Origin of the sequence: Pilimelia terevasa, from assembly GCF_014647915.1 — a bacterium.
GTDB lineage: Bacteria > Actinomycetota > Actinomycetes > Mycobacteriales > Micromonosporaceae > Pilimelia > Pilimelia terevasa.
The window spans coordinates 46,816-65,073 of record NZ_BMQC01000021.1 but is presented as its reverse complement, the minus strand read 5'-3'; the positions used below and the strand labels follow the sequence as shown (position 1 = coordinate 65,073).

Genomic DNA, 18,258 nt, shown 5'->3' with positions numbered 1-18,258 from the left:
CGCTCCTGCTGCACCCGCGCCTGCGCAGAGAGCTGGCTACCCGCCTCCTGCGCCAGATTCCGCACCTGCCGACCCGCCTCGGCGGCCACCTCCCCACCCTGCTCCTGCACCGACCCCAGAACCTGCGAACCGCCGGCCTTGACCGCGCCCGCGACCTGGCTCGCCTGCGTACCCATCGACTCCCCGGCCGCCGGACCGGGCGTGGATTCGTATGCCGTACCGGCGGCGGGTCGCGTTTCGACATTTCGCATAGCGGTGACTCCTCGTATCGCGGGGAAGATTTCTGGCGGCTGCCCTCTACGTCTCCTACCCCGAGCCTCCGTATCCACACGCGGAGTCGAATTCGCCGGGCCACCGCGCCAATATCAGACCTATATGGCGTGCGGTTTGCGGCTGGCGTCCGGATCGGGCCGCCCGGTGGTGAGCAGGCCCAGCGCGACCATTCCGATTCCCAACACGAGGTGGAGTGAGTTGTCCGCTGTATTGAACGGCACGAAGTTGGCCGCCGAGTCGAGGTCGACGACGAGGCCGTACAGCCACAGCGCCAGGTAGACCATTCCGCCCACGAGCAGGTACAGGCGGGCGGCGGCCGTGCGCGCCGCCGCGAGGCCGACGATGCCGAACAGCAGGTGGACGGCGTTGTGCAGGACGGAGACCGCGAATACTCCGAGCAGCAGCGCGCCCGAGTGGTGGCCCGCGAAGGCCAGGTCGTCGTACCGGGTGGTGATCCCCGGAATGAAACCGGCTATCCCCACGAGCAGAAATACCGCGGCGACGACTGTCGCGGCGGTGGTGACGAGCGGTTTCGCCGCCCGGGTCGCACCGGTGGTGGTGGTCATGACTGTTCTCCTCACATTCGACTACTCCGGCGTTCCCTGACGCGTCCGTTCTGAACATCGACCCGCGGATTGGTTGCCGGCATTGCGCCGCGTCGGCGGCGGTCGGCCCATTCGGTCCGATGCCGGCCCGCGCGGCCGGGCGGGCTTCCACAATCGACGGCCGGTGCGCGGCCGTGGGGGCCACCCGTGCGGGAGTGTTCCACTTTCGGGAAATGACTGAAAGTCACTGTGCAACTACAGTTTGCTGGGTAGCGTGCGGGGCGTCCCGCGCCAGCCCAGACACCTGCCCGGTCTGTGCAGCCGACGGCGAGACCGGCGGCGTGTCCCCAACCGAAGGAGTTCCATGTCCGCGATTCGCACCCAGGGCCGGACCGCCCGCCGCACCGTGACCCGCGTCTCCGCCTGCACGCTGGCCAGCCTGGCCCTGCTGCTGCCCGCCACCGCCGCCCAGGCGGCCCCCGGCGACACCGCGAACATCTGCGCCTCCAGCTCCACCCCGTCCGGCTGGGTGGACACCGCCTGGTACTACACCTCGTCCTGCGGCACGGGCAGCTTCAACCCCAACGCCCACACCATCAAGCAGGTGGCCGGCTACCCCGCCGGCACGACCTCGGCGGCCTGCGGCTCCAGCGTCGCGCCCGCCGGCTGGGTCGACATCGCCTGGTACTACACCTCGTCCTGCGGCACGGGCAGCTTCAACCCCAACGCCCACACCATCAAGCAGGTCGCCGGCTACCCGGTCGGCACCACCACCATGGCCTGCGGCTCCAGCCTCACCCCCGCCGGCTGGGCGGACACCGCCTGGTACTACACGTCGTCCTGCGGGACCGGCAGCTTCAACCCCAACGCCCGCAACATCAAGCGCATCTACTGACCGGCCGAAGTGGCGGCCGGGCGCCCACCCGCCCGGTCGTCACCGGTCGTCGGATCCTCCGTCGGCACCGGGGTCGCGGGAGCACGCCCGGCGGCCGCGGCGCGGGTGGACGCGCCCCGGTACCGTCGGGAGCCGCGCCGCAGCCCAGCGATGACGGGGGTTCCCATGGTCGTCCATCTGTCCCGCCGCCACCTCCTGGTCGGCGCCTCCGCGGCGCTGCTCGCGGTACCGACGGCGCCCGCCTCCGCCGCCACCCGCGGCGACTGGCGCGCGCGCCTGCGGGAGCTGGAACGGCGCCACGACGTGCGCATCGGCGCCTGCGCGCTCGACACCGCGCGCGGGACCCGCGTCGGCTACCGCGCCGGGCAGCGCTTCCCGCTGCTGTCCACCTTCAAGGCCTTCGCCGCCGCCGCCGTCCTGGACCGCGGCCGCCACTACGACCCCGGCCTGCTGGACCGGCGCCTGTACTGGACGGAGGCGGACCTGGTGCCGTACTCCCCGGTCACCGACCGCCACGTGGCCGACGGCCTCACGGTCGCGCAGCTCTGCGACGCCGCCGTCGTGCACAGCGACAACACCGCGGGGAACCTCCTGCTCGGACAGGTCGGCGGGCCGGCCGGCCTGACCGGCTACCTGCGGCGGCTCGGCGACCCGGTCTCCCGCCTGGACCGGTGGGAGCCGGACCTGAACGCCTGGGTCCCCGGCGAGTGCCGGGACACGACCACGCCGGCCGCGGCGGCCCGGCTCCTCGCCGCGACGGCCGTGGGGAACGCCCTGGCCGCGCAGGACCGCGGGCGCCTGAACGGTTGGCTGCGCGCCTCCGTCACCGGGGCCGCCCGGATCCGCGCCGGCCTGCCGGCCGACTGGACGGTCGGCGACAAGACCGGCACGTCCGCCGACGCCTACGGCGCGGCCAACGACATCGCCGTGGCCACACCGCCCGGCGCGGCCCCGCTGGTCATGTCCGTCTACACCCGCCGCCCCGCCCCCGGCCTGCCGCACCTGGACTCCGTGGTCGCCGCCACCGCTACCGTGCTGGCGCAGGCGCTGGGCGGGCTCCCCGACCCCGGCAGCCGGACCGGGCCCCGCTAGCGCGGCCGCCGCCGGCCAGCCCGCCGCGGGGTCAGCCTGCCGCCGGTCAGTTCGCCGCCCGTCAGCCTGCCGCCGGCACGGGCCGCGCGGGCGGGCCGGACCGCCGCGCCAGCCGGACGGCCGCGGCGCCGAGGGCCACCAGCGACAGGCCCGCAACGGCGAGGTCGGCGAGGTCGGTACCGGTGTGCGGCAGCCCGCTCCCGCCGCTGCCGCCGCCCGTCCCGCCGCCGCCCGTCCCACTGCCGCCGCCGTTGCTCCCGCCGCCGGTGCCGCCGCCGGTGTCCGCCGGCTTCGGGCCGGCGACGAAGGTGAGCACGCAGGTGTCGGACAGCTTGGCGCCGTCGCGGCCCGTGGCCCTGGTGGTGACCGTCAGCCGGTACCGGCCGGCGGCCGTGAACACCCAGTTGCCGTGCTGGTGGACGTTCAGCGGCATCTCGTACGAGGTCGGCCCGCCGACGTTGTCGAAGATCCGCTTGCCGACGCCGCCGAACTGGCCGCCGAGGTAGGCGGCGAACCTGCCCGGTCCCTCGACCTTGTCCAGGTGCATGGTCACCGGCCCGGTGACGTCCCGGGTGAGCCCGGCGTCCTGGGTGTTGAGGCCCAGCCACGGTACGCCCGCCTGCTGGGTCTGCCCCACCACCCAGACCTTGGCGCCGGGCTTGGCGATGAAGTCCAGGCCCGCGCCCGGGGGTACCTCGACCTCGGCCGGCCTGTCGAGGTGGAACACGAGGTCGCCGGGCTGGCGGATCGTGGCCGGCTGCGTCCGGTCGTCCCGGACCACCACCGCGAGCCTGCCCTTGCGCAGGGTCGGCCCGAGGTCGAAGTGCCCGTCGGCGACGAGCGCGGGGGAGCCGGGCCGGGCGAGCGCCGCGGGAGCGGTCCCGACCGCGGCCGCGGCCGGCGCGAACCAGGCCCGGCCGCCGCCGGTGCGCAGCGTCGCGGGCGCCGACGAGGCCACCACGCGCTGCTGGTGGTCGAACAGCCGGGCGACGACCTGCGTGCCGTCCGGGGCCGACCCGGCCGGTACGGCGAACCGCCCGGTGGTGGCGTCGGGGTCGGCGGAGAAGTCGCGCGCGCCGGGGACCCTGACGTACCAGCGGTACCGGTCGAGCGCGGTCCGCGGTGTCTGGACGGCGGTCAGCGCGGCGGACCGCCCCGGCGGCGGGTCGACGCCGACGACGGTCAGCACGGTACCGGGCAGGTCCGGGTGGTCGACGACGATCTCGACGGTGCGCGAGCGGCCGGCGGGGCTGCCGTCGGGGTGGACGGCCTCGGCGTAGACCTGGGTGCCGGAGTGGCCCGGGCCGCCGGCCGTCGGCGGGTGCGCCGTGAACGCGTACGTCAGGCCGTCCTCGGACCGCCGGTGGACGAACCCGGCCGCCCCGGGCTGGCGCTCGTACCACCGGACGGTCCCGGTGAACCCCGGCGACGGCTGCGCGGTGAGCTGGTAGGACCTGCCGGGCGCGAAGCGGGGCTGCCAGCCGGCCAGGCCGACGGCGACGTCGCGCGGGGGCAGCGGGCCGACCTGCCAGGTGTACGTGGCGCGGGCGCTGACGTCCTTGCCCGCAGCCGTCCTCGCCGTCGCCTCGACCTCAAGCTGGTACGCCCCCAGTTTGGTGAACGCCCAGTTCGCGTGGCTGTGCCCGCCGACGTTCATCGTGATGGTCCGGACGGCCTGGTCGGTCGAACTCCACCGGCGGGTCGGCCTGCCGACCGAGTCGGTACTGAACATCTCGAACCGGCCGCCCTCGGGTGCCCGGACCGAGACGAGGTTGACGGTGACCTTGTTGCCGGCCAGCGCCCCGCGGGGGATCCGCTCGGTCGTGGTGCCGGGGAAGATGATGGTGGGCTCCTGGGCCTGCGGGGCGATCCACAGGGGAGTACCGGCGGGGCCGAGGAAGTCCAGCGCCCCGCCGGGCGCGGTGGCCCGGGCGGCCGGCACGTCCGCGAGCTGGATGATCGTGTCGGCCGGCTCCAGTTCGGTGTTCGGCTTCCCGGGCAGGTCGGCGGTGGTCGACAGCTTCAGGGCGCCGCTGCGCAGGCGCACGTCGACGACGTCGACGTGGCCCTTGGCGACGACCGTCTTCGCGGCGGCGGGGGCCGTCGCCGCGGGCGCGGCGGCGGCCGGGGCGGCCGCCAAGGGGGTCAGGGCGAGGAGCAGCGCGGCGAGTCCGCCGCGTCCGCGCTGGTGGGGGCGGTGCTGGCGCATGGGTGTCCTTTCCGGGTGCGGGGTGGCGTGGTCGGGCTCGGGAGGCGGGCGGGGTCAGGCGCTGAGGAGGCGGCGCAGGCGGGGCAGCGGCCCGTGCTTCGGCGAGAGCAGCCAGCAGAGCGCGAACGCGCTGGTCAGCACCAGGACGATCAGGCCACCGGCGGCGAGGTTCCACCAGAACGAGAGGTAGAGGCCGAGGACGGTGCACCCCGCGGCGAGCGCCGCGGCGGACAGCATCATCGGCGTCAGGCGGTCGGTCAGGAGCCGGGCGGCGGCGGCCGGCGTGATCAGCAGGGCCAGGACGAGGATGTTCCCCACGGCCTGCACGCTGATCACGATCGCCGCGGCCACCATCAGGTACAGCAGGACATCGAGCCGGGCCACCGCGATGCCGGCCGCGGCGGCCGTCTCCCGGTCCAGGCACACGGCGACCAGTCGGCGCCGCCACAGCAGGACCGCCGCGACCAGCACCGCCCCGACGACGGCGACGAGGAGGACGTCGGTGTCGGTGAGCGCGAGGATCTGGCCGAACAGGAACGAGGCCAGGTCGCCGGTGTAGGAGCGCTGGGTACTGACCAGCACGATGCCCAGCGCGAACGCCGCCGCGAAGAAGACCCCGATGACGGCGTCCTCCTTGAGCCGGCGGCTCTGCGAGACGTAGGCGATGGCCAGGGCGGTGACGATCCCGGCGGCCGCCCCGCCGAGGACGAGGTTGGCCTCCAGGACGTACGCGGCGGCGACCCCCGGGAAGACCGAGTGGGCGACGGCGTCGCCGATGAACGACATGCCGCGCAGGACGACGAAGGTGCCCACGACGGCACAGACGACGCTCGCCATGATCGCGACCGCGAACGCCCGCTGCATGAACACCAGGTCCCACGGTTCGGTCAGCAGGTCCAGCATCAGCTCACCCCGTCCAGCCCGGTGGGTGCCCCGAACGCCCGCAGCCAGAGTGTCCCGTCGCGCACCTCGTCGGGCGGGCCGTCGGCGACCACCTCCTGGTTCAGCAGGATGATTCGGTCGGCGAGGCGGGCCGCCGAGGCGAAGTCGTGGGTCGTCATCAGGATCGCGACGCCGTCGGCGCGCAGCCCGGAGAGCACGTGCGTCAGCAGGTCCTGGGTCGGTACGTCGACGCCGGTGAACGGCTCGTCGAGCAGCAGCAGCCGGGGGCCGACCGCCAGGGCCCGGGCGAGCAGGACCCGTTGCCGCTGCCCGCCGGAGAGCGCCCCGACCGGACGCCGGGCCAGCTCGGCCAGCGACACCCGCTCCAGGGCGTGCTCCACGGCGGCCCGGTCGGCGCGCCCCGGCCGCCGGCCGAGCCGGATCCGCCGCGCGTGCAGGACCGCCTCGGCGACGTTGATCGGGAAGTCCCAGGCGAACTCGTGCCGCTGCGGCACGTAGCCGAGCAGGTGGCGCGCGCGCTCCACCGGTTCGTCGGCGACGCGCACGGTCCCGGCGGCCGGCCGCAGCAGGCCCAGGACGGTCCGCAGCAGGGTGGTCTTGCCGGCCCCGTTCGGCCCGAGCAGTCCGACCAGCTCCTTGGCGTCCACCTGGGTGGTGACCTCGCGCAGGATCAGCCGCTCGTCGAGCCGGACGGTGACCTTGTCGACGCTCAGCACCGCTTCCTCCGGCGGACCAGCACGATGAGCAGGGCGCCGAGGGCGATCGCCGCCACCGCGACACCCAGCCAGACCGCGAAGGCCCCGCCCGCGGGCTCCGGCGTGCGGTCCGGCGGGGCGGGGGCGGTCACCGCGGCGGGGTCGACGCCGTCGCCGACCGCCACGGCGAGCGTCTGCTCGTCCCGGACGCGCGCGCCGCTGGTCAGGCCGGCGGCCATGCTCATCCGGATGCGGTACCCGCCCGGGGCGGTGAACGCCCAGTTGGCGTGCGCGTGGGTGGCCTGCGGGACGCGCACGGTCTGCGGGAGCGGCCGGTCGGGGTCGACGAGCACCGTGGGGCGGCCGAACGCGTCGCTGGTGAACAGCGCGAACCGCCCCGGTCCGGTCACCTCCTCGAACACCCAGTCCACCGGCCCGCGGATCTGGCCGCTGACCTCCTCCGTGGTCCAGCCCGGCCAGACGACGCCGCGCGCCTGGGTCTGCGGCAGCAGGTACGCCGTGGCTCCGGCGGGTCCCAGCAGCGACAGTTGCCCGCCCGGCGTCGTGATCTTCGCGCTGTCCGGCACGGTCAGCACGGCCCCGGCCAGCGGGTGCCAGGCGGCCGCCCCGCCCTCGTCGCGGCGCGCCTGCAGGCGCCACTGCCCGTCCACCAGGCGGGGGGCGAGGTCGACGTGGCCGTCGGCGAAGACGACCGGCCCGGCGGGGGCCGCCTGGGCACCTCCGGCGGCGGGCAGCAGCAGCGCGGCGGCGGCGAGCGCCGCGAGCGCGGCCCTCATGCCCGGCCGCCCAGGCACCGCGCCACCTCGTCGGCGTTGTGCCGCATCATCGCCAGGTAGTCGCCGACCGCGGCGTCGAACGCGTCGCCGTACAGCCGGCACACCTGGACGCCGTTGTCGCTGGCGACCTGGCGCAGCACCTGGGACCGCGCGGCGAGGTTCGGCTCGACGAACACCGCCGGGACCTTCAGCCGCCGGACGGTCTCGGTCAACTGCCGCACCTCGGCGGCGCTGGGCTCCTGGGCGGGGTTCGGCACGACGAAGCCGGCCACGGTCAGGCCGTAGGCGCCCGCGAGGTAGCCGAACGCGTCGTGCGCGGTGACAAGCTGCCGGCGCGGCTCGGGGATCGAGGTGATCCGCCGCTGTACGTACGCGTGCGTCTCGTCCAGCGCGGCGGCGTACCGGTCGCGGTTGGCGGTGTAGGTGTCGGCGCCGGCCGGGTCGGCCTTGCGCAGGGTCTCGGCGACCACGTCCACGTAGGCCCGGGCGTTGCGCAGGTCCTGCCAGGTGTGCGGGTCCACCTCCCCGTGCACGTGCTTGCCGAGCACCGCCTGCGGGAGCTGCCACACGGTGGCCCCGGGCTGGCCGAGGAAGGCGAACCGGGGGTCGCGTGGGACCGCCGTCGCCGCGCCGGCAGGGACGACGAGCGCGCTGGTCGCCGGGTCGGCGCCGCCCTGCTGGTCGGCGCACGAGCGCGCCGCCGTGCAGACCTGGAGCCGGCCGCTGGCCACGTCGACGGCGAGGTCGGCGTGGCCGCGGTCGACGGCGGACCGCCCGGCGGGGGCCGCCGAGTCGACGGCGAACGTGAACGTGCCGCTGCCGAGGCGGCGCTGGGTGCCGCCGGTGTCCAGGACGGCGGCCAGCTCGACGTCGTACCGGCCCTTGGCGGTGAAGGCCCAGTTCAGGTGGGTGTGCGCGCCGACGGGCAGGCTGGCGGTGTCGGCGGCGTCCAGGCCGTTGCCGCTGTCGGCGTAGACGGTCGGCTGGCCGAGGGCGTCGGTGACGTACATGGCGAACCGGCCCGGGCCGGTGACCTTCGTGACGCTCAGCCGCACCTCGGCGCTGCGGGCGACGTCGGCCCCCCGGACGGCGAGGCCCAGCCAGAGCATGTTCAGGTCGAGCTTCTCGACCAGCGGGCGCAGCACGGCGCCGTACCGCTCGGCGTTCTCGGCCAGCGACACGTTGGGCGCGCCGCGTCGGACGTTGGCGTCGAACAGCTTGATGAGCGCGTGCTCCTCCAGCAGCAGGTGGTTGGTGAAAGCGACGTCCGCAGTGGACACCTTGACGGCGTCGGCGGGGCTGGGCTCGTAGGAGTGCGGATCGCCGCCGGGCGGTACGACGGACTCGACGGCGACGCGCGCCCCGCCGACCTGTCGGACGAGGTCCGCGATGATCTCGGTGGTGACGACGACCGTGGGCTTTCCGCGGTCACGCGTGTGGGCAGCGCAGCCGGCGGCGCTGACGAGGGTCAGCGCGGCCGCCAAGACTGCCCGGGCCGGGGGGTGCCAGGGCATGTGGTGCCTCCGGGAGGGGGTCGGTGCAGGGGTACCGAGACCCTATATGGAAACGGTACCCGTTTCCATATGCTCTCCATATTGGCCTAGTTCGATGGATGTCGTCAAGGCGACCGCCGCGGTCGGTGCGCCGTCCGTCGAGGACGGACCGCGGCGCCCCGATCGACGGACACCCGGCGGGGTCCCGCTTGCCGCTCCGCGTGCACGTCCTCGCGTCCCTACACTCCCGTCATGGGTGTGCGGGTACTGGCCGAGGCCGGTCAGGCGTGGTCGGACCAGGCCGTGGCCGGCGGGCTCGGTGTGGCGTCGGGGCTCCTGACGTCGGTCATCTGGCTGGTGGCGCTGCGCCGCGTGCGGCCGCGCCTGGAGCTGTCCCCGCACCTGGTGCGCGACCCGGCCGCGAAGGTGACCCGCATCAAGGTGGTCAACCGGTCGCGCCGGGCGGTGGTCGAGGTTTCCTACGAGATGGCCGTCATCTGTCAGCAGCGGACCCGCGGCGGGATGGCCAACATGCGCCGGGTGGTCACCTCGCGCAACCCGCCGCCGCTGTACATCCCCGGCAGGCGGCGGGGCAGCGACAACAACACCCTGCGCATCATGTTTCCCGACGACCTGTCGACCCGGCTGGAGAACGACGACGGGATCTACATCCGGTTCCGCATCTACGGCAAGGACGAGGTCTCGGGGCTGGGGCGCGCCTTCCAGAGCACCTACCACGAGCCGAGAGCCGACTTCCGCAACGGCAAGTGGGCGGTCGGCCAGACCTTCGAGGTCGTGGAGCTGGCGACCACTAAATGACGGACCGCACTGCTCGCTCATCTGAGGTCCGGACCGGCCGCGGTGGTCAGAGCAGGGTGCTCCAGTAACTCCAGAACCGGATGCCGATCAACGCGGCGAGCGCGAGCAGCCACGCGGTGGGGACGACGCTGTGCACGCGCAGCAGGGCGCCGGTGACGGGGCGCGGCGCGGGCAGGTGGCGGTACTGCATGTTGTACAGAGTGGTGTAGGCGAACAGCACGACCACGGCGACCCAGACGACCATGCAGTGGAGACAGAGCGCGCCGATGCGGTACAGGCTCTGGAAGAACAGCCAGTGCACGAACACGAGGCCGCACACGGTGCCGGTCTGCAGGGCGAGCCACCACCAGCGCGGCAGCCGGACGCGGGCGAGCACGGCGGCGCCGGTGGCGGCGACGACGGGGAAGGTGGCCAGGCCGATGAGCGGGTTGGCGAACCCGAACACCTCGGCCTGGCCGGTGGCCAGGACCGGGCCGCACGACAGGACCGGGTTGAGGGAGCAGCTCGGCACGTGGGCCGGGTCCTTCAACAGGGCGATCCGCTCGACGGTGAGCAGGAACGCCGCGAGGGCGCCGAGCAGGCCGCCGACGGCCAGGACCCCGCCGATGAGCCGGTCACCCAGCATCGGGTCCGGCGGGTGCCCGGTGCCGGCGCGGGTGCGGCCGGCGCGGCTCACGGGGCGAGCGCCTTGTCGACCGCGGCCTTGAGGCCGTCGTAGGTGGGCGCACCGGTGAACAGGGCGCCGTTGACGAAGAACGTCGGGGTGCTCGGTACGCCGGCACTGTCGCCGTCGGTGACGTCGGCCCGGACCCGGGCGGCGACCTCGGCGCCGGCCGCGTCGGCGGTGAACCTGGCCGGGTCCAGGCCCAGTTCCCGGGCGTAGGACTCGAGCACGGCCGCCTGCGACGGCGGCCGGCCACCCCAGGCGTCCTGGGTGTCGAACAGTTTCTTGTACATCGCCTCGAACCGGCCCTGCCGGGCGGCGGCCTCGGCGGCGTGCGCGGCGTGGAAGGCGTTCGGGTGCTGCGTGAGCGGGAAGTAGCGCACCACGTAGGTGATGCGGTCGCCGTACTCGGCGCGCAGCTTCTCCACCCCGACGTAGGCGGCCCGGCAGGGCGCGCACTCGAAGTCGAGGAACTCCACCACGGTGACCCGGCCGTCCGCCGCGGTCGACAGGCGGTGGCTGTCCGGGCGCACCAGCAGATCCGCCGCCGCGACGGTGGGCCTGTCGTACCGGTCGACCACGACGGCGCCCACCACCGCGGCGAGGAATACCGCGACCAACCCGACGGTGAGCTTGAGGTTGGTGCTCATGCCGGTACCGCGGATCTGCCGCGCGGCGCCGCCGGTCCCGGCCCGGGCGTCGGCCTCCGCCGGCCCGCCGGGCCGGGCGGCGGCCGTGCGCCCCCGGGGGCGCTGCGCCGCGCGCGGGTTGCTTCCCCCGGTGGCGCGCCTGCGCGCCCTGGCGCTGTGCGTCGACATGACCACTCACCCCGCTCCGCGGCAGCGCGCCGTGCGTCACCGACTGCGCGTGAGAGTACGGGGGCGGAGGGAGGACGCCTTCGGGCGCGGGGATCGGTGGATCCGGATACGCGCCCGGCGGTCGTCCGCGTCCGCATAGGGTCGGCCTGTCAGCGCAACCATCGCTGTGCGCGCAGGTCACGGCGTAGGTGAGAACCTGGGGGCCCCGTGGAGCACATGACGCAGTACGTCCGCCGCGACATCTGGTCGCTGGAGGAGCCGACACCCTGGGACCCGGTGACCCTCGGCTACGCCCGCGCCGTGGACGTGATGCGCGGCCGGCCGGCCGACGACCCGACGAGCTGGGACTACCAGGCGGCGATGCACGGCACGTACGCGCGCCCGCCGGCCGGCGCCGACTGGAACCAGTGCCAGCACGCGTCCTGGTTCTTCACCTCCTGGCACCGGATGTACGTCTACTTCTTCGAGCGGATCGTCCGCAGCGTGGTCACCGATACCGGGGGGCCGCAGGACTGGGCCCTGCCGTACTGGAACTACAGCACCGGGGGTCCGCAGGCGGCGCTGCCCCCGGCGTTCCGGGAGGCCACCTGGACCGGCCCGGACGGCCGCGGCGGTCCGAACCCGCTCTACACCGACCGCCGGGCCCCGGGCGCCAACCTGGGCTGGCGGCTGCCGCAGCGCGCCGTGTCGTTCGAGGACGCGTACAGCTACACCAACTTCAGCGGCGCGCCGCTGCCCGGCTTCGGCGGCGGACAGGCCGACCCGACCCAATTCGGGCAGTTCACCGGCGCGCTGGAGAACCGGCCGCACAACGTCGTCCACGACCTGGTGGGCGGCCCCACCTCCGGCGCCTGCCAGGGCGGCCTGATGAGCGACCCGAACTGCGCCGCCCAGGACCCCGTCTTCTGGCTGCACCACGCCAACATCGACCGGTTGTGGACGAACTGGGCCGCGCTCGGCGGCGGCCGGGCCAACCCGGCCGACCGGTCGTGGCTCGACCAGGAGTTCACCTTCTACGACGAGAACGGCAAGCCGGTGCAGATGAGCGCGAGCGACATCCTCCACACCGCCACCCAGCTCGGCTACCGCTACGACGACCAGGTCGCGGCGGTGACGTCGCTGCGGTCGCAGCCGCTGGCCGCCGTCGGCGGCGCCGCCGCGAAGGCCGCGCCGCAGCCCGCGCCGACCATGGTGGCGGCCAGCGAGTCCGGCGTCGAACTGGGCGCCGGTACCGCGCAGGTGCGGGTGCCGATGGCCGCCGGTGCCGGGGCCGGGCTCGCCGTCGGCGAGCCGCAGGTCACCGACGGCGAGCGCCGCCACGTGTACCTCAACGTGGAGGGCGTACAGGCCGAGAAGCACCCCGGGGTGGTCTACGAGGTCTACCTGAACATGCCGGACGGCACCGACCCCGTACAGGCGGACAACTTCTTCGTCGGCCACGTCACGTTCTTCGGGGCCGGCAAGCACGCCGACGCCGACGGCGCCCACCCGGCCACCGGCGGCATGACCCACACCTTCGACGTGACCGGGCTGGTCGCCCACCTCAAGGCGGCCGGCGCGTGGCGCGCCGAGGCCGCGCAGGTGTCCTTCCAGCCGCTGGGGCTCACGCCGCCGCCGGGAGCGGCCGCGCCCGCCGCCGCGGGCCCTGCGCCGGGGCACAACGCGCGGATCGCCCGGGTGAGCCTGTCGGTCCATTGACTGCCGGGCGCCGCCGCTAGTCCCGCGCCGCCGCGGCGGCGCGGCCGGTCGCCCTACGCGGGGCGGTTGGCGGCGGCGTCGGTGCTGGGCGCGGCGGGCATGGTCGTGCTGCACGCGCGCGACAGCGCCGGGCACGCGCACGGGCCGGCCGACGTGACCTTCGGCGCCGGGCTGCTGATGACGGTCGTGATGATGCTGCCGACCTGCCTGCCGGCGGTCCGGTACGTCGCCGCCCAGACGTTCCCCCGCGGGCGGACCGTGCCGGCGCTCCTGGCCGCGTACCTCGCCCCGTGGGTGGCCTTCGCCGCGCTGGCCGTACCCGTGGTCGGCCTGCTGCCGGCGGGGGCGCAGGCCGCCGGCACCCTGGCGGTCGCCGGCCTCTGGCAGTTGACCCCGGCGAAGCGGGCGTGCCTGCGCGGCTGCCGCGGGGTGCGCGTGCCGCCGGCCGGCGGCCGCCGGGCCGTGGCGGCCAGCGCCCGGCTCGGCCTGCGGCACGGGCTGGCCTGCGTCGGGTCGTGCTGGGCGATGATGCTGGCGATGCTGGTCACCGGCGGCCTGCTGTGGATGCTGCCGCTCCTGCTGGTGGTGTGGTGGGAGAAGGTACTGGCCCGGGGCCGGATGCTGGCCCGGCCGACGGCGGTGATGTTCGCCGCGCTGGCGCTCGCCTACGCGCTCGGCTGAGGCGAGTGCGGTTTCGGTGGTGGGGCGGAGCCGGGTTCCGCTGTGTGGTGACCGGCGGTAGCGGCCCGATCGCCGGTCTGTGCGGACCGCGGCGGGCGGCGTCAAGAGACGGGTGCCGGATTCGAACCGACGTAGACCGCTTTGCAGGCGGCCCCCTAACCACTCGGGCACCCCGTCAGGTAGGTGCGCGGCGCCGTCGCATTCTGGTCGGTCAGCGGCGACGCCGAGGAGGAGTGTAGACCAGATCGATCAAGTTAGATACTGCGCGGCGCCGGATTTCGGTCCGGGTACGGGCGGCGCCGCCCAGGGCCACCGGGAGTCGTCGACCCGGTCCGTTCAGCGCGTGGGGACCGCGCGGGTCAGGGGCCGGCCAGCGCGGGGAAGCGGCCGGGCGAGGCGGCGCCCCCGGCGCCGGTACCGGTCGGCGCACAGGGCGGCGGCCAGCAGCAGTTCGGCGACGTCGCCGCCGTAGTACATCAGCCGGGCCGCGGCCCGCACCGCGTCCGCGTCGTACCCCGCGCCGGGCGGAAGGTGGCCGGCGTGGGCGTAGAGGTACTTGGCCAGTACCGCGTGCCCGGCCGCCGCGGCCACCAGCACCGCCGTCCGCAGGGCCGGACCGGGCCGGCGCGGCGCCGGGTCCGGGCCGGCGACGGCCCAGGCGAACAGGTACCCGGCGGCGAGGTAGTGCAGGTGCAGGCCGTCGTGCAGCAGCGGGTGGCGCCCGGCCGCCGCGTACACCGGCGTGAGCATCACCAGCGCGAGCCCGCCCGTGCTCAGCGCCGCCGCCGTCACCGGGTGCGACACCAGGCGTACCGGCGCCGAGTGCAGCAGCCGCGCCAGCGGCCGGCGCACGGGCGGCGCCACCCGCAGCAGCAACGTCACCGGGGCACCCAGCACCAGCGCCACCGGGGCCAGCATCCCCAGCAGCAGGTGCTGTGCCATGTGCACCCGCGGGTCACCGGCGGAGTCGCGCAGCGGCGAGACCGCCACCGCCAGTACCGCGCACCCGGTCAGCCAGGCCGCGGTCCGCCACCGGCTCCAGCCCTGGCGGTCCCCGGCGGCCGCGACCAGGTAGCCGCTGGCGAGCAGCCCCACCCACGGCAGCGGTCCGAGGTCCGCCCCGGCGGGGTGGCCGGAGTACGCGAACACCCCTACGGCCGGCCGGGCGCGGGCCGCGACCGCGCCCGCCAGCACAGCAGCGCGCCGCCGAGCAGCAGGAGCAGCCCGGCGGCGTTCCACACCAGGTCGTAGGGCAGCAGGTGGACCCCGTACCGGATCTGGTGCAGCCGCAGCACCTTGTGGTCGACGACGCCGTCGAAGAGCTGGAACCCCCCGGCGCCCAGCAGCAGGCCGCCCCAGCCGGCCCGGCGGTGCCACGCCCCGCGGCGGCGCAGGTCGGCGAACCAGAAGAACCCGCCGACGAGGGCGACGAGTTCCGCGGAGTGCAGCAGCCCGTCGGACAGCAGGCCGACCGTCGAGGTGGCCCGGTCGTAGAAGTGGTGCCAGCCCAGCACCTGGTGGAACACGATCTCGTCGACCGCCGCCGTCACCGCCGCGCCGATCACCGCGGCGGCCAGCAGCGACCTGCGAAGGTCCGGGACCGGCCGGGGGAGTGGGTGTTGCCCGTCGATTCTCATGCAGACCCTCCGCGGTCGGGGCGCGCTCCCGGGCACCTTTCCCCGCGCGGCGCCGGGCAAACCGCCGGCGTCGATGTCCACGGCGTGCGGGGTCACCGGTGTCCACTGCCGGCCCGCGCCGGGCAGAGACGACCGCGGCCGGCTGGGTCCGCGGCGTCGGGGCGCGGCCGGCGGGTCACGGGGCGGCAGCGGTCGTCGCCGGTGACAATCCTGGTCATGTCCGCGAACTTCCCGGCCGATCCGAAGACCCCGCTGCGGCTGCGCCACCTGCGGCCGCACCGGCCGGAGCACTGGGCGGTGCCGCCGCCCCCACCGACCGCGGTGCCCGACGCGGCCACGTTCGTACCCGCGCCGCTGGACGCCGCGGGCGGCGCCGGCAGCTACTCCCACGGCGCCGAGGTGACCTGCGGGGAGTGCGGCCTGACCGTGGCCTACCGCCGGCTCTCCGACCGGGGTTTGGCCCGGGAGCAGGCCCGCCGCGACCGCGGCCGGCGGTGGGGCCGCCGGATGCGCGCGGCAGCCGCCGGACCGGCGCTCGGCCTGGCCGTCCTGGCCGCCGCGGTCGGCAACGCGGTACCGGCGGCCGCCGCCGGCCTCGGCGGGCTCCTGCTGCTCTGGCTGGCCTGGCGCGGTCCGGGCGCGGCACCGCCGGTCTCCCCGCACGTGGTCCCACGGCAGCCCGGCCACCCGGACCACGACGTCACCGCCGCGGTGCCCGCCGCGCCCCGGGCGCCGGCCGGTTAGCGGTCACCTCCCCGGAAGGGGTCAGGTCGGGCGGCCGTACAGCCGGGCGACATCGGGTGCGTCGAGCCAGGCGTCGAAGGTGGGTCCCTGCGGCCAGCGCTCGGGCGAGTCCTGCCACTGCTCCCGCCGCCCGTAGGGCAGCACGTCGACCAGGGAGAACGTGTACGTGAGCTGTTCGACGCCGCGGCCGCTGGTGTGCCAGGTGCGGTAGACGGTGTCGCCGTCGCGCAGGAACACGTTCACCGCGAACCCGCCGCCGGGTGGGGCGTCGACGTCGGCGCCGAACGGGCTGTCGGCGGTGGAGTACCACGGCATCGTGTTGCCGACGCGCGCGGCGTAGGCCAGCGCCGCCCCGATCGGGCCCTGGGTGACGACCACGAACCGCGCGTCGTAGCGGTCGAGGAAGTCCAGCCGGGTGAACGACGAGGTGAAGCTGGTGCAGCCGCCGCACTGCCACTGGGCGTCGGGGGTCCACATGTGGTGGTACACGATCAACTGTGACCTGCCGTCGAAGATGTCGGCGAGCCGCACCGGCCCCTCGGCGCCGGCCAGGGTGTACTCGGGCAGCCGCACCATCGGCAGCCGCCGCCGCTGCGCGGCGATCGCGTCGAGTTCCCGGGTGGCCGCCTTCTCGCGCACGCGCAGGTCGTCGAGCGCCGCGCGCCAGGTCGCGTGGTCGACAACGGGTGGCACGTTCATGGTCGACATCTCTCCTTCGTCCGGCCCCTCGGGGCGTGATCGATCCGGTCGTCCGGCCGCTGCCCCGGTGGCGGTGGCGGTGCGCTCAGCCCTCGGGGACGAACAGCTCCTCGATCCTGCTGTCGAACACGGCGGCGATCCTGAACGCCAGCGGGAGGCTGGGGTCGTACCGGCCGGTCTCGATGGCATTGACGGTCTGGCGGGAGACGTCGAGGCGGTCGGCGAGGTCGGCCTGGCTCCACCGGCGGGCGGCGCGCAGCTCGCGGAGGCGGTTCTTCACGCGGCGCGGTGGGTCTTCAGCCAGCGCACGGCGAGCCAGACCAGGACTCCGCCGATCCACGTTATCTGGACCTGCTGCCGCAGGTTGCCGATGTCGGCGCTCTGGAGCAGGCCGATCACGTAGAGGGCGGACATCACAGCGGCGAAGCCGACCGCGAGCGCTTCGAGCTGGGAGCGGCGCTGGTACTCGTCGGCGCGGCGCAGGCCGCGCACCTGCGCGACCACGATCCACCCGGCGGGGACGAGGTGGGCCAGCGACCACGCGAACGCGGCGTCGCCGTCGGCCCCGAACAGGCCGGTCTCGGTGATGACGGCCAGGACGACGAGGAGAAGGACGGCGGGCCAGCCGTCGCGCCACTCGGCGCGGGTGCGGGCCACGTCGCTGCGGCTGGGTCGGGTGTCGTTTTCCATATCCCGAATGTAAAGGCCCCTTGTCATCCTGTCAAGGAACCATGACAAGCGCCGGCCGTCGCGGGCAGGCGGCTGCCGGTGCGACACTCGTGGGGAGGTGGGCACGTCGAGCTGGGGGGTGCTCGTAGATGCGCGAAATCGTGGACGGCGTGGGCGAGCTGGCGGTCGGGTACGTCCACGTCCACGCGGTCGTGGACGACCGCGGCGTCATCCTGGTCGACACCGGCCTGCCGGGTCGGGAGGCGGCCGTCGCCGACGGGCTGCGGCGGATCGGGCGCCGGATCCGGGACGTCCACACGATCCTGCTGACGCACCGGCACCCCGACCACACCGGCGCCGCCGCCGCGCTGCGCGCCGCCAGCGGCGCCCGCGTGGTCGCGCACGCGGCGGACGCCCCGGCGGTCACCGGCAACCGCCCCGACCCGCCCCGCGGCGTGCTGCGCCTCGCGGCACGGGTGATGGGCACCCCGGCCCCGACGCCGGTCGACGACTGGATCACCGGCGGCGGTCCCGTGCCGGGACTGCCGCACGTGCGGGCCGTCCCCACCCCCGGCCACACCCCAGGGCACACCGCGTTCCTGCTGGACCGGGCGGGCGGGGTGCTGTTCGCCGGTGACGCCGCCGGGGGCGGCCCCGGCGGCCGGGTGTGCCGCCCGCCGCGCCTGGTGACCGCGGACCGGGCGGGGGCGGAGACCAGCATCCGGTCCCTGGGCACGCTGGACTTCGAGGTCGCCGTGTTCGGCCATGGCCGCGCCGTCACCTCCGGCGCGGCACGACGGTTCCGGGACCGGTGGCGGTCCTGAAGCCGCCCCGGCGACCGCCGCCGCGCCCCGGCCCCGGCGAGCGGGAGCGGCGCCGCGGCGGGGACCCCGACCGCCCGCCACGGGGAGGCGGACGGCCGGGGCC

At 75.2% G+C, this 18,258-nt stretch carries 21 protein-coding genes and 1 tRNA gene; 7 read left to right on the top strand and 15 right to left on the bottom strand.

Going from position 1 to position 18,258, the window contains the following annotated elements:
* On the bottom strand, positions 1-251 hold a 251-nt coding region (locus tag IEY75_RS19270), incomplete at its 3' end, for a hypothetical protein (protein ID WP_373290303.1).
* Positions 252-371: 120 nt separating this feature from the next.
* Positions 372-839: a DUF4383 domain-containing protein gene (locus IEY75_RS19265; protein WP_189115793.1), complete on the bottom strand. Its 468-nt coding sequence runs from the start codon at positions 837-839 to the stop codon at positions 372-374.
* Positions 840-1,182: 343 nt separating this feature from the next.
* Here IEY75_RS19265 and IEY75_RS19260 point away from each other — a divergent pair, with 343 nt between their 5' ends.
* A complete protein-coding gene (locus IEY75_RS19260) occupies positions 1,183-1,713 on the top strand; it encodes a hypothetical protein (protein WP_189115792.1) in 531 nt (176 codons plus the stop codon).
* Between the two features lie 165 nt (positions 1,714-1,878).
* Positions 1,879-2,805, top strand: a complete 927-nt coding sequence (gene bla, locus IEY75_RS19255) for a class A beta-lactamase (RefSeq protein ID WP_189115791.1) — start codon at positions 1,879-1,881, stop codon at positions 2,803-2,805.
* Between the two features lie 61 nt (positions 2,806-2,866).
* Here bla and IEY75_RS19250 read toward each other — a convergent pair whose 3' ends face one another.
* From IEY75_RS19250 to IEY75_RS19230, 5 genes are read right to left on the bottom strand one after another with little or no spacing between them, the layout of a single operon-like run.
* Positions 2,867-5,014, bottom strand: coding sequence for a TIGR03773 family transporter-associated surface protein (locus IEY75_RS19250; protein WP_189115790.1), 2,148 nt, complete (start codon positions 5,012-5,014; stop codon positions 2,867-2,869).
* Between the two features lie 54 nt (positions 5,015-5,068).
* Positions 5,069-5,917, bottom strand: a complete 849-nt coding sequence (locus tag IEY75_RS19245) for an anchored repeat-type ABC transporter permease subunit (RefSeq protein ID WP_189115789.1) — start codon at positions 5,915-5,917, stop codon at positions 5,069-5,071.
* On the bottom strand, positions 5,917-6,633 hold the full coding sequence (locus tag IEY75_RS19240; RefSeq protein WP_189115788.1) for an anchored repeat-type ABC transporter ATP-binding subunit: 717 nt from the start codon (positions 6,631-6,633) through the stop codon (positions 5,917-5,919). The genes IEY75_RS19245 and IEY75_RS19240 overlap by 1 nt, the downstream gene beginning before the upstream one ends.
* A complete protein-coding gene (locus IEY75_RS19235; RefSeq protein ID WP_229789917.1) occupies positions 6,627-7,427 on the bottom strand; it encodes a choice-of-anchor M domain-containing protein in 801 nt (266 codons plus the stop codon). Before IEY75_RS19235 ends, IEY75_RS19240 begins: the two co-directional genes overlap by 7 nt.
* A complete protein-coding gene (locus IEY75_RS19230; protein ID WP_189115786.1) occupies positions 7,406-8,923 on the bottom strand; it encodes an anchored repeat ABC transporter, substrate-binding protein in 1,518 nt (505 codons plus the stop codon). The genes IEY75_RS19235 and IEY75_RS19230 overlap by 22 nt, the downstream gene beginning before the upstream one ends.
* A gap of 231 nt (positions 8,924-9,154) precedes the next feature.
* Here IEY75_RS19230 and IEY75_RS19225 point away from each other — a divergent pair, with 231 nt between their 5' ends.
* On the top strand, positions 9,155-9,721 hold the full coding sequence (locus tag IEY75_RS19225) for a hypothetical protein (RefSeq protein WP_189115785.1): 567 nt from the start codon (positions 9,155-9,157) through the stop codon (positions 9,719-9,721).
* 46 nt (positions 9,722-9,767) lie between these two features.
* On the opposite strand, the gene IEY75_RS19220 is transcribed toward IEY75_RS19225, so the two are convergent.
* Complete coding sequence (locus IEY75_RS19220; RefSeq protein WP_189115800.1) at positions 9,768-10,346, bottom strand: vitamin K epoxide reductase family protein; 579 nt, start codon at positions 10,344-10,346, stop codon at positions 9,768-9,770.
* A gap of 47 nt (positions 10,347-10,393) precedes the next feature.
* The gene (locus tag IEY75_RS19215; RefSeq protein WP_189115799.1) at positions 10,394-11,035 is read right to left on the bottom strand and encodes a DsbA family protein; all 642 of its coding nucleotides are present in this window, start codon (positions 11,033-11,035) and stop codon (positions 10,394-10,396) included.
* A 384-nt stretch (positions 11,036-11,419) separates the two neighbouring features.
* Here IEY75_RS19215 and IEY75_RS19210 point away from each other — a divergent pair, with 384 nt between their 5' ends.
* Positions 11,420-12,901, top strand: coding sequence for a tyrosinase family protein (locus tag IEY75_RS19210; protein ID WP_189115784.1), 1,482 nt, complete (start codon positions 11,420-11,422; stop codon positions 12,899-12,901).
* Positions 12,902-12,967: 66 nt separating this feature from the next.
* The gene (locus IEY75_RS19205) at positions 12,968-13,582 is read left to right on the top strand and encodes a copper chaperone (protein WP_189115783.1); all 615 of its coding nucleotides are present in this window, start codon (positions 12,968-12,970) and stop codon (positions 13,580-13,582) included.
* 106 nt (positions 13,583-13,688) lie between these two features.
* Here the strand turns inward: IEY75_RS19205 and IEY75_RS19200 are convergent.
* The 3 genes from IEY75_RS19200 to IEY75_RS19190 form a co-directional block, all read right to left on the bottom strand.
* Positions 13,689-13,759, bottom strand: a tRNA-Cys gene (locus tag IEY75_RS19200).
* Between the two features lie 159 nt (positions 13,760-13,918).
* On the bottom strand, positions 13,919-14,731 hold the full coding sequence (locus IEY75_RS19195) for a cytochrome c oxidase assembly protein (protein ID WP_189115798.1): 813 nt from the start codon (positions 14,729-14,731) through the stop codon (positions 13,919-13,921).
* Positions 14,732-14,733: 2 nt separating this feature from the next.
* Entirely contained in the window at positions 14,734-15,219 is a 486-nt protein-coding gene (locus IEY75_RS19190; protein ID WP_189115782.1) for a DUF2243 domain-containing protein, read from the bottom strand.
* Between the two features lie 216 nt (positions 15,220-15,435).
* Between IEY75_RS19190 and IEY75_RS19185 the strand changes: the two genes are divergently transcribed.
* Positions 15,436-15,963, top strand: a complete 528-nt coding sequence (locus IEY75_RS19185) for a hypothetical protein (RefSeq protein WP_189115781.1) — start codon at positions 15,436-15,438, stop codon at positions 15,961-15,963.
* A gap of 21 nt (positions 15,964-15,984) precedes the next feature.
* On the opposite strand, the gene IEY75_RS19180 is transcribed toward IEY75_RS19185, so the two are convergent.
* The 3 genes from IEY75_RS19180 to IEY75_RS19170 all read right to left on the bottom strand — a co-directional run bounded on the left by IEY75_RS19180 (position 15,985) and on the right by IEY75_RS19170 (position 17,352).
* Entirely contained in the window at positions 15,985-16,662 is a 678-nt protein-coding gene (locus IEY75_RS19180; protein ID WP_229789913.1) for a DUF899 domain-containing protein, read from the bottom strand.
* Positions 16,663-16,747: 85 nt separating this feature from the next.
* The gene (locus IEY75_RS19175) at positions 16,748-16,942 is read right to left on the bottom strand and encodes a helix-turn-helix transcriptional regulator (RefSeq protein ID WP_189115779.1); all 195 of its coding nucleotides are present in this window, start codon (positions 16,940-16,942) and stop codon (positions 16,748-16,750) included.
* Positions 16,939-17,352 (bottom strand): hypothetical protein, encoded by a 414-nt coding sequence (locus tag IEY75_RS19170; RefSeq protein WP_189115778.1) that lies wholly within the window; start codon positions 17,350-17,352, stop codon positions 16,939-16,941. The genes IEY75_RS19175 and IEY75_RS19170 overlap by 4 nt, the downstream gene beginning before the upstream one ends.
* Positions 17,353-17,480: 128 nt before the next feature.
* Here IEY75_RS19170 and IEY75_RS19165 point away from each other — a divergent pair, with 128 nt between their 5' ends.
* Positions 17,481-18,155 carry an MBL fold metallo-hydrolase gene (locus IEY75_RS19165; RefSeq protein WP_189115777.1) on the top strand — a complete coding sequence of 225 codons (675 nt, stop codon included), beginning with the start codon at positions 17,481-17,483 and terminating at the stop codon, positions 18,153-18,155.
* Positions 18,156-18,258 lie beyond the last annotated feature (103 nt).

Coding starts and splice junctions, on each gene's coding strand:
- IEY75_RS19265 (WP_189115793.1), bottom strand. CDS start 839: ATGACCACCACCACCGGTGCGACCCGGGCGGCGAAACCGCTCGTCACC.
- IEY75_RS19260 (WP_189115792.1), top strand. CDS start 1,183: ATGTCCGCGATTCGCACCCAGGGCCGGACCGCCCGCCGCACCGTGACC.
- bla (WP_189115791.1), top strand. CDS start 1,879: ATGGTCGTCCATCTGTCCCGCCGCCACCTCCTGGTCGGCGCCTCCGCG.
- IEY75_RS19250 (WP_189115790.1), bottom strand. CDS start 5,014: ATGCGCCAGCACCGCCCCCACCAGCGCGGACGCGGCGGACTCGCCGCG.
- IEY75_RS19245 (WP_189115789.1), bottom strand. CDS start 5,917: ATGCTGGACCTGCTGACCGAACCGTGGGACCTGGTGTTCATGCAGCGG.
- IEY75_RS19230 (WP_189115786.1), bottom strand. CDS start 8,923: ATGCCCTGGCACCCCCCGGCCCGGGCAGTCTTGGCGGCCGCGCTGACC.
- IEY75_RS19225 (WP_189115785.1), top strand. CDS start 9,155: ATGGGTGTGCGGGTACTGGCCGAGGCCGGTCAGGCGTGGTCGGACCAG.
- IEY75_RS19220 (WP_189115800.1), bottom strand. CDS start 10,346: ATGCTGGGTGACCGGCTCATCGGCGGGGTCCTGGCCGTCGGCGGCCTG.
- IEY75_RS19215 (WP_189115799.1), bottom strand. CDS start 11,035: ATGAGCACCAACCTCAAGCTCACCGTCGGGTTGGTCGCGGTATTCCTC.
- IEY75_RS19210 (WP_189115784.1), top strand. CDS start 11,420: ATGACGCAGTACGTCCGCCGCGACATCTGGTCGCTGGAGGAGCCGACA.
- IEY75_RS19190 (WP_189115782.1), bottom strand. CDS start 15,219: ATGAGAATCGACGGGCAACACCCACTCCCCCGGCCGGTCCCGGACCTT.
- IEY75_RS19185 (WP_189115781.1), top strand. CDS start 15,436: ATGTCCGCGAACTTCCCGGCCGATCCGAAGACCCCGCTGCGGCTGCGC.
- IEY75_RS19180 (WP_229789913.1), bottom strand. CDS start 16,662: ATGAACGTGCCACCCGTTGTCGACCACGCGACCTGGCGCGCGGCGCTC.
- IEY75_RS19170 (WP_189115778.1), bottom strand. CDS start 17,352: ATGGAAAACGACACCCGACCCAGCCGCAGCGACGTGGCCCGCACCCGC.
- IEY75_RS19165 (WP_189115777.1), top strand. CDS start 17,481: ATGCGCGAAATCGTGGACGGCGTGGGCGAGCTGGCGGTCGGGTACGTC.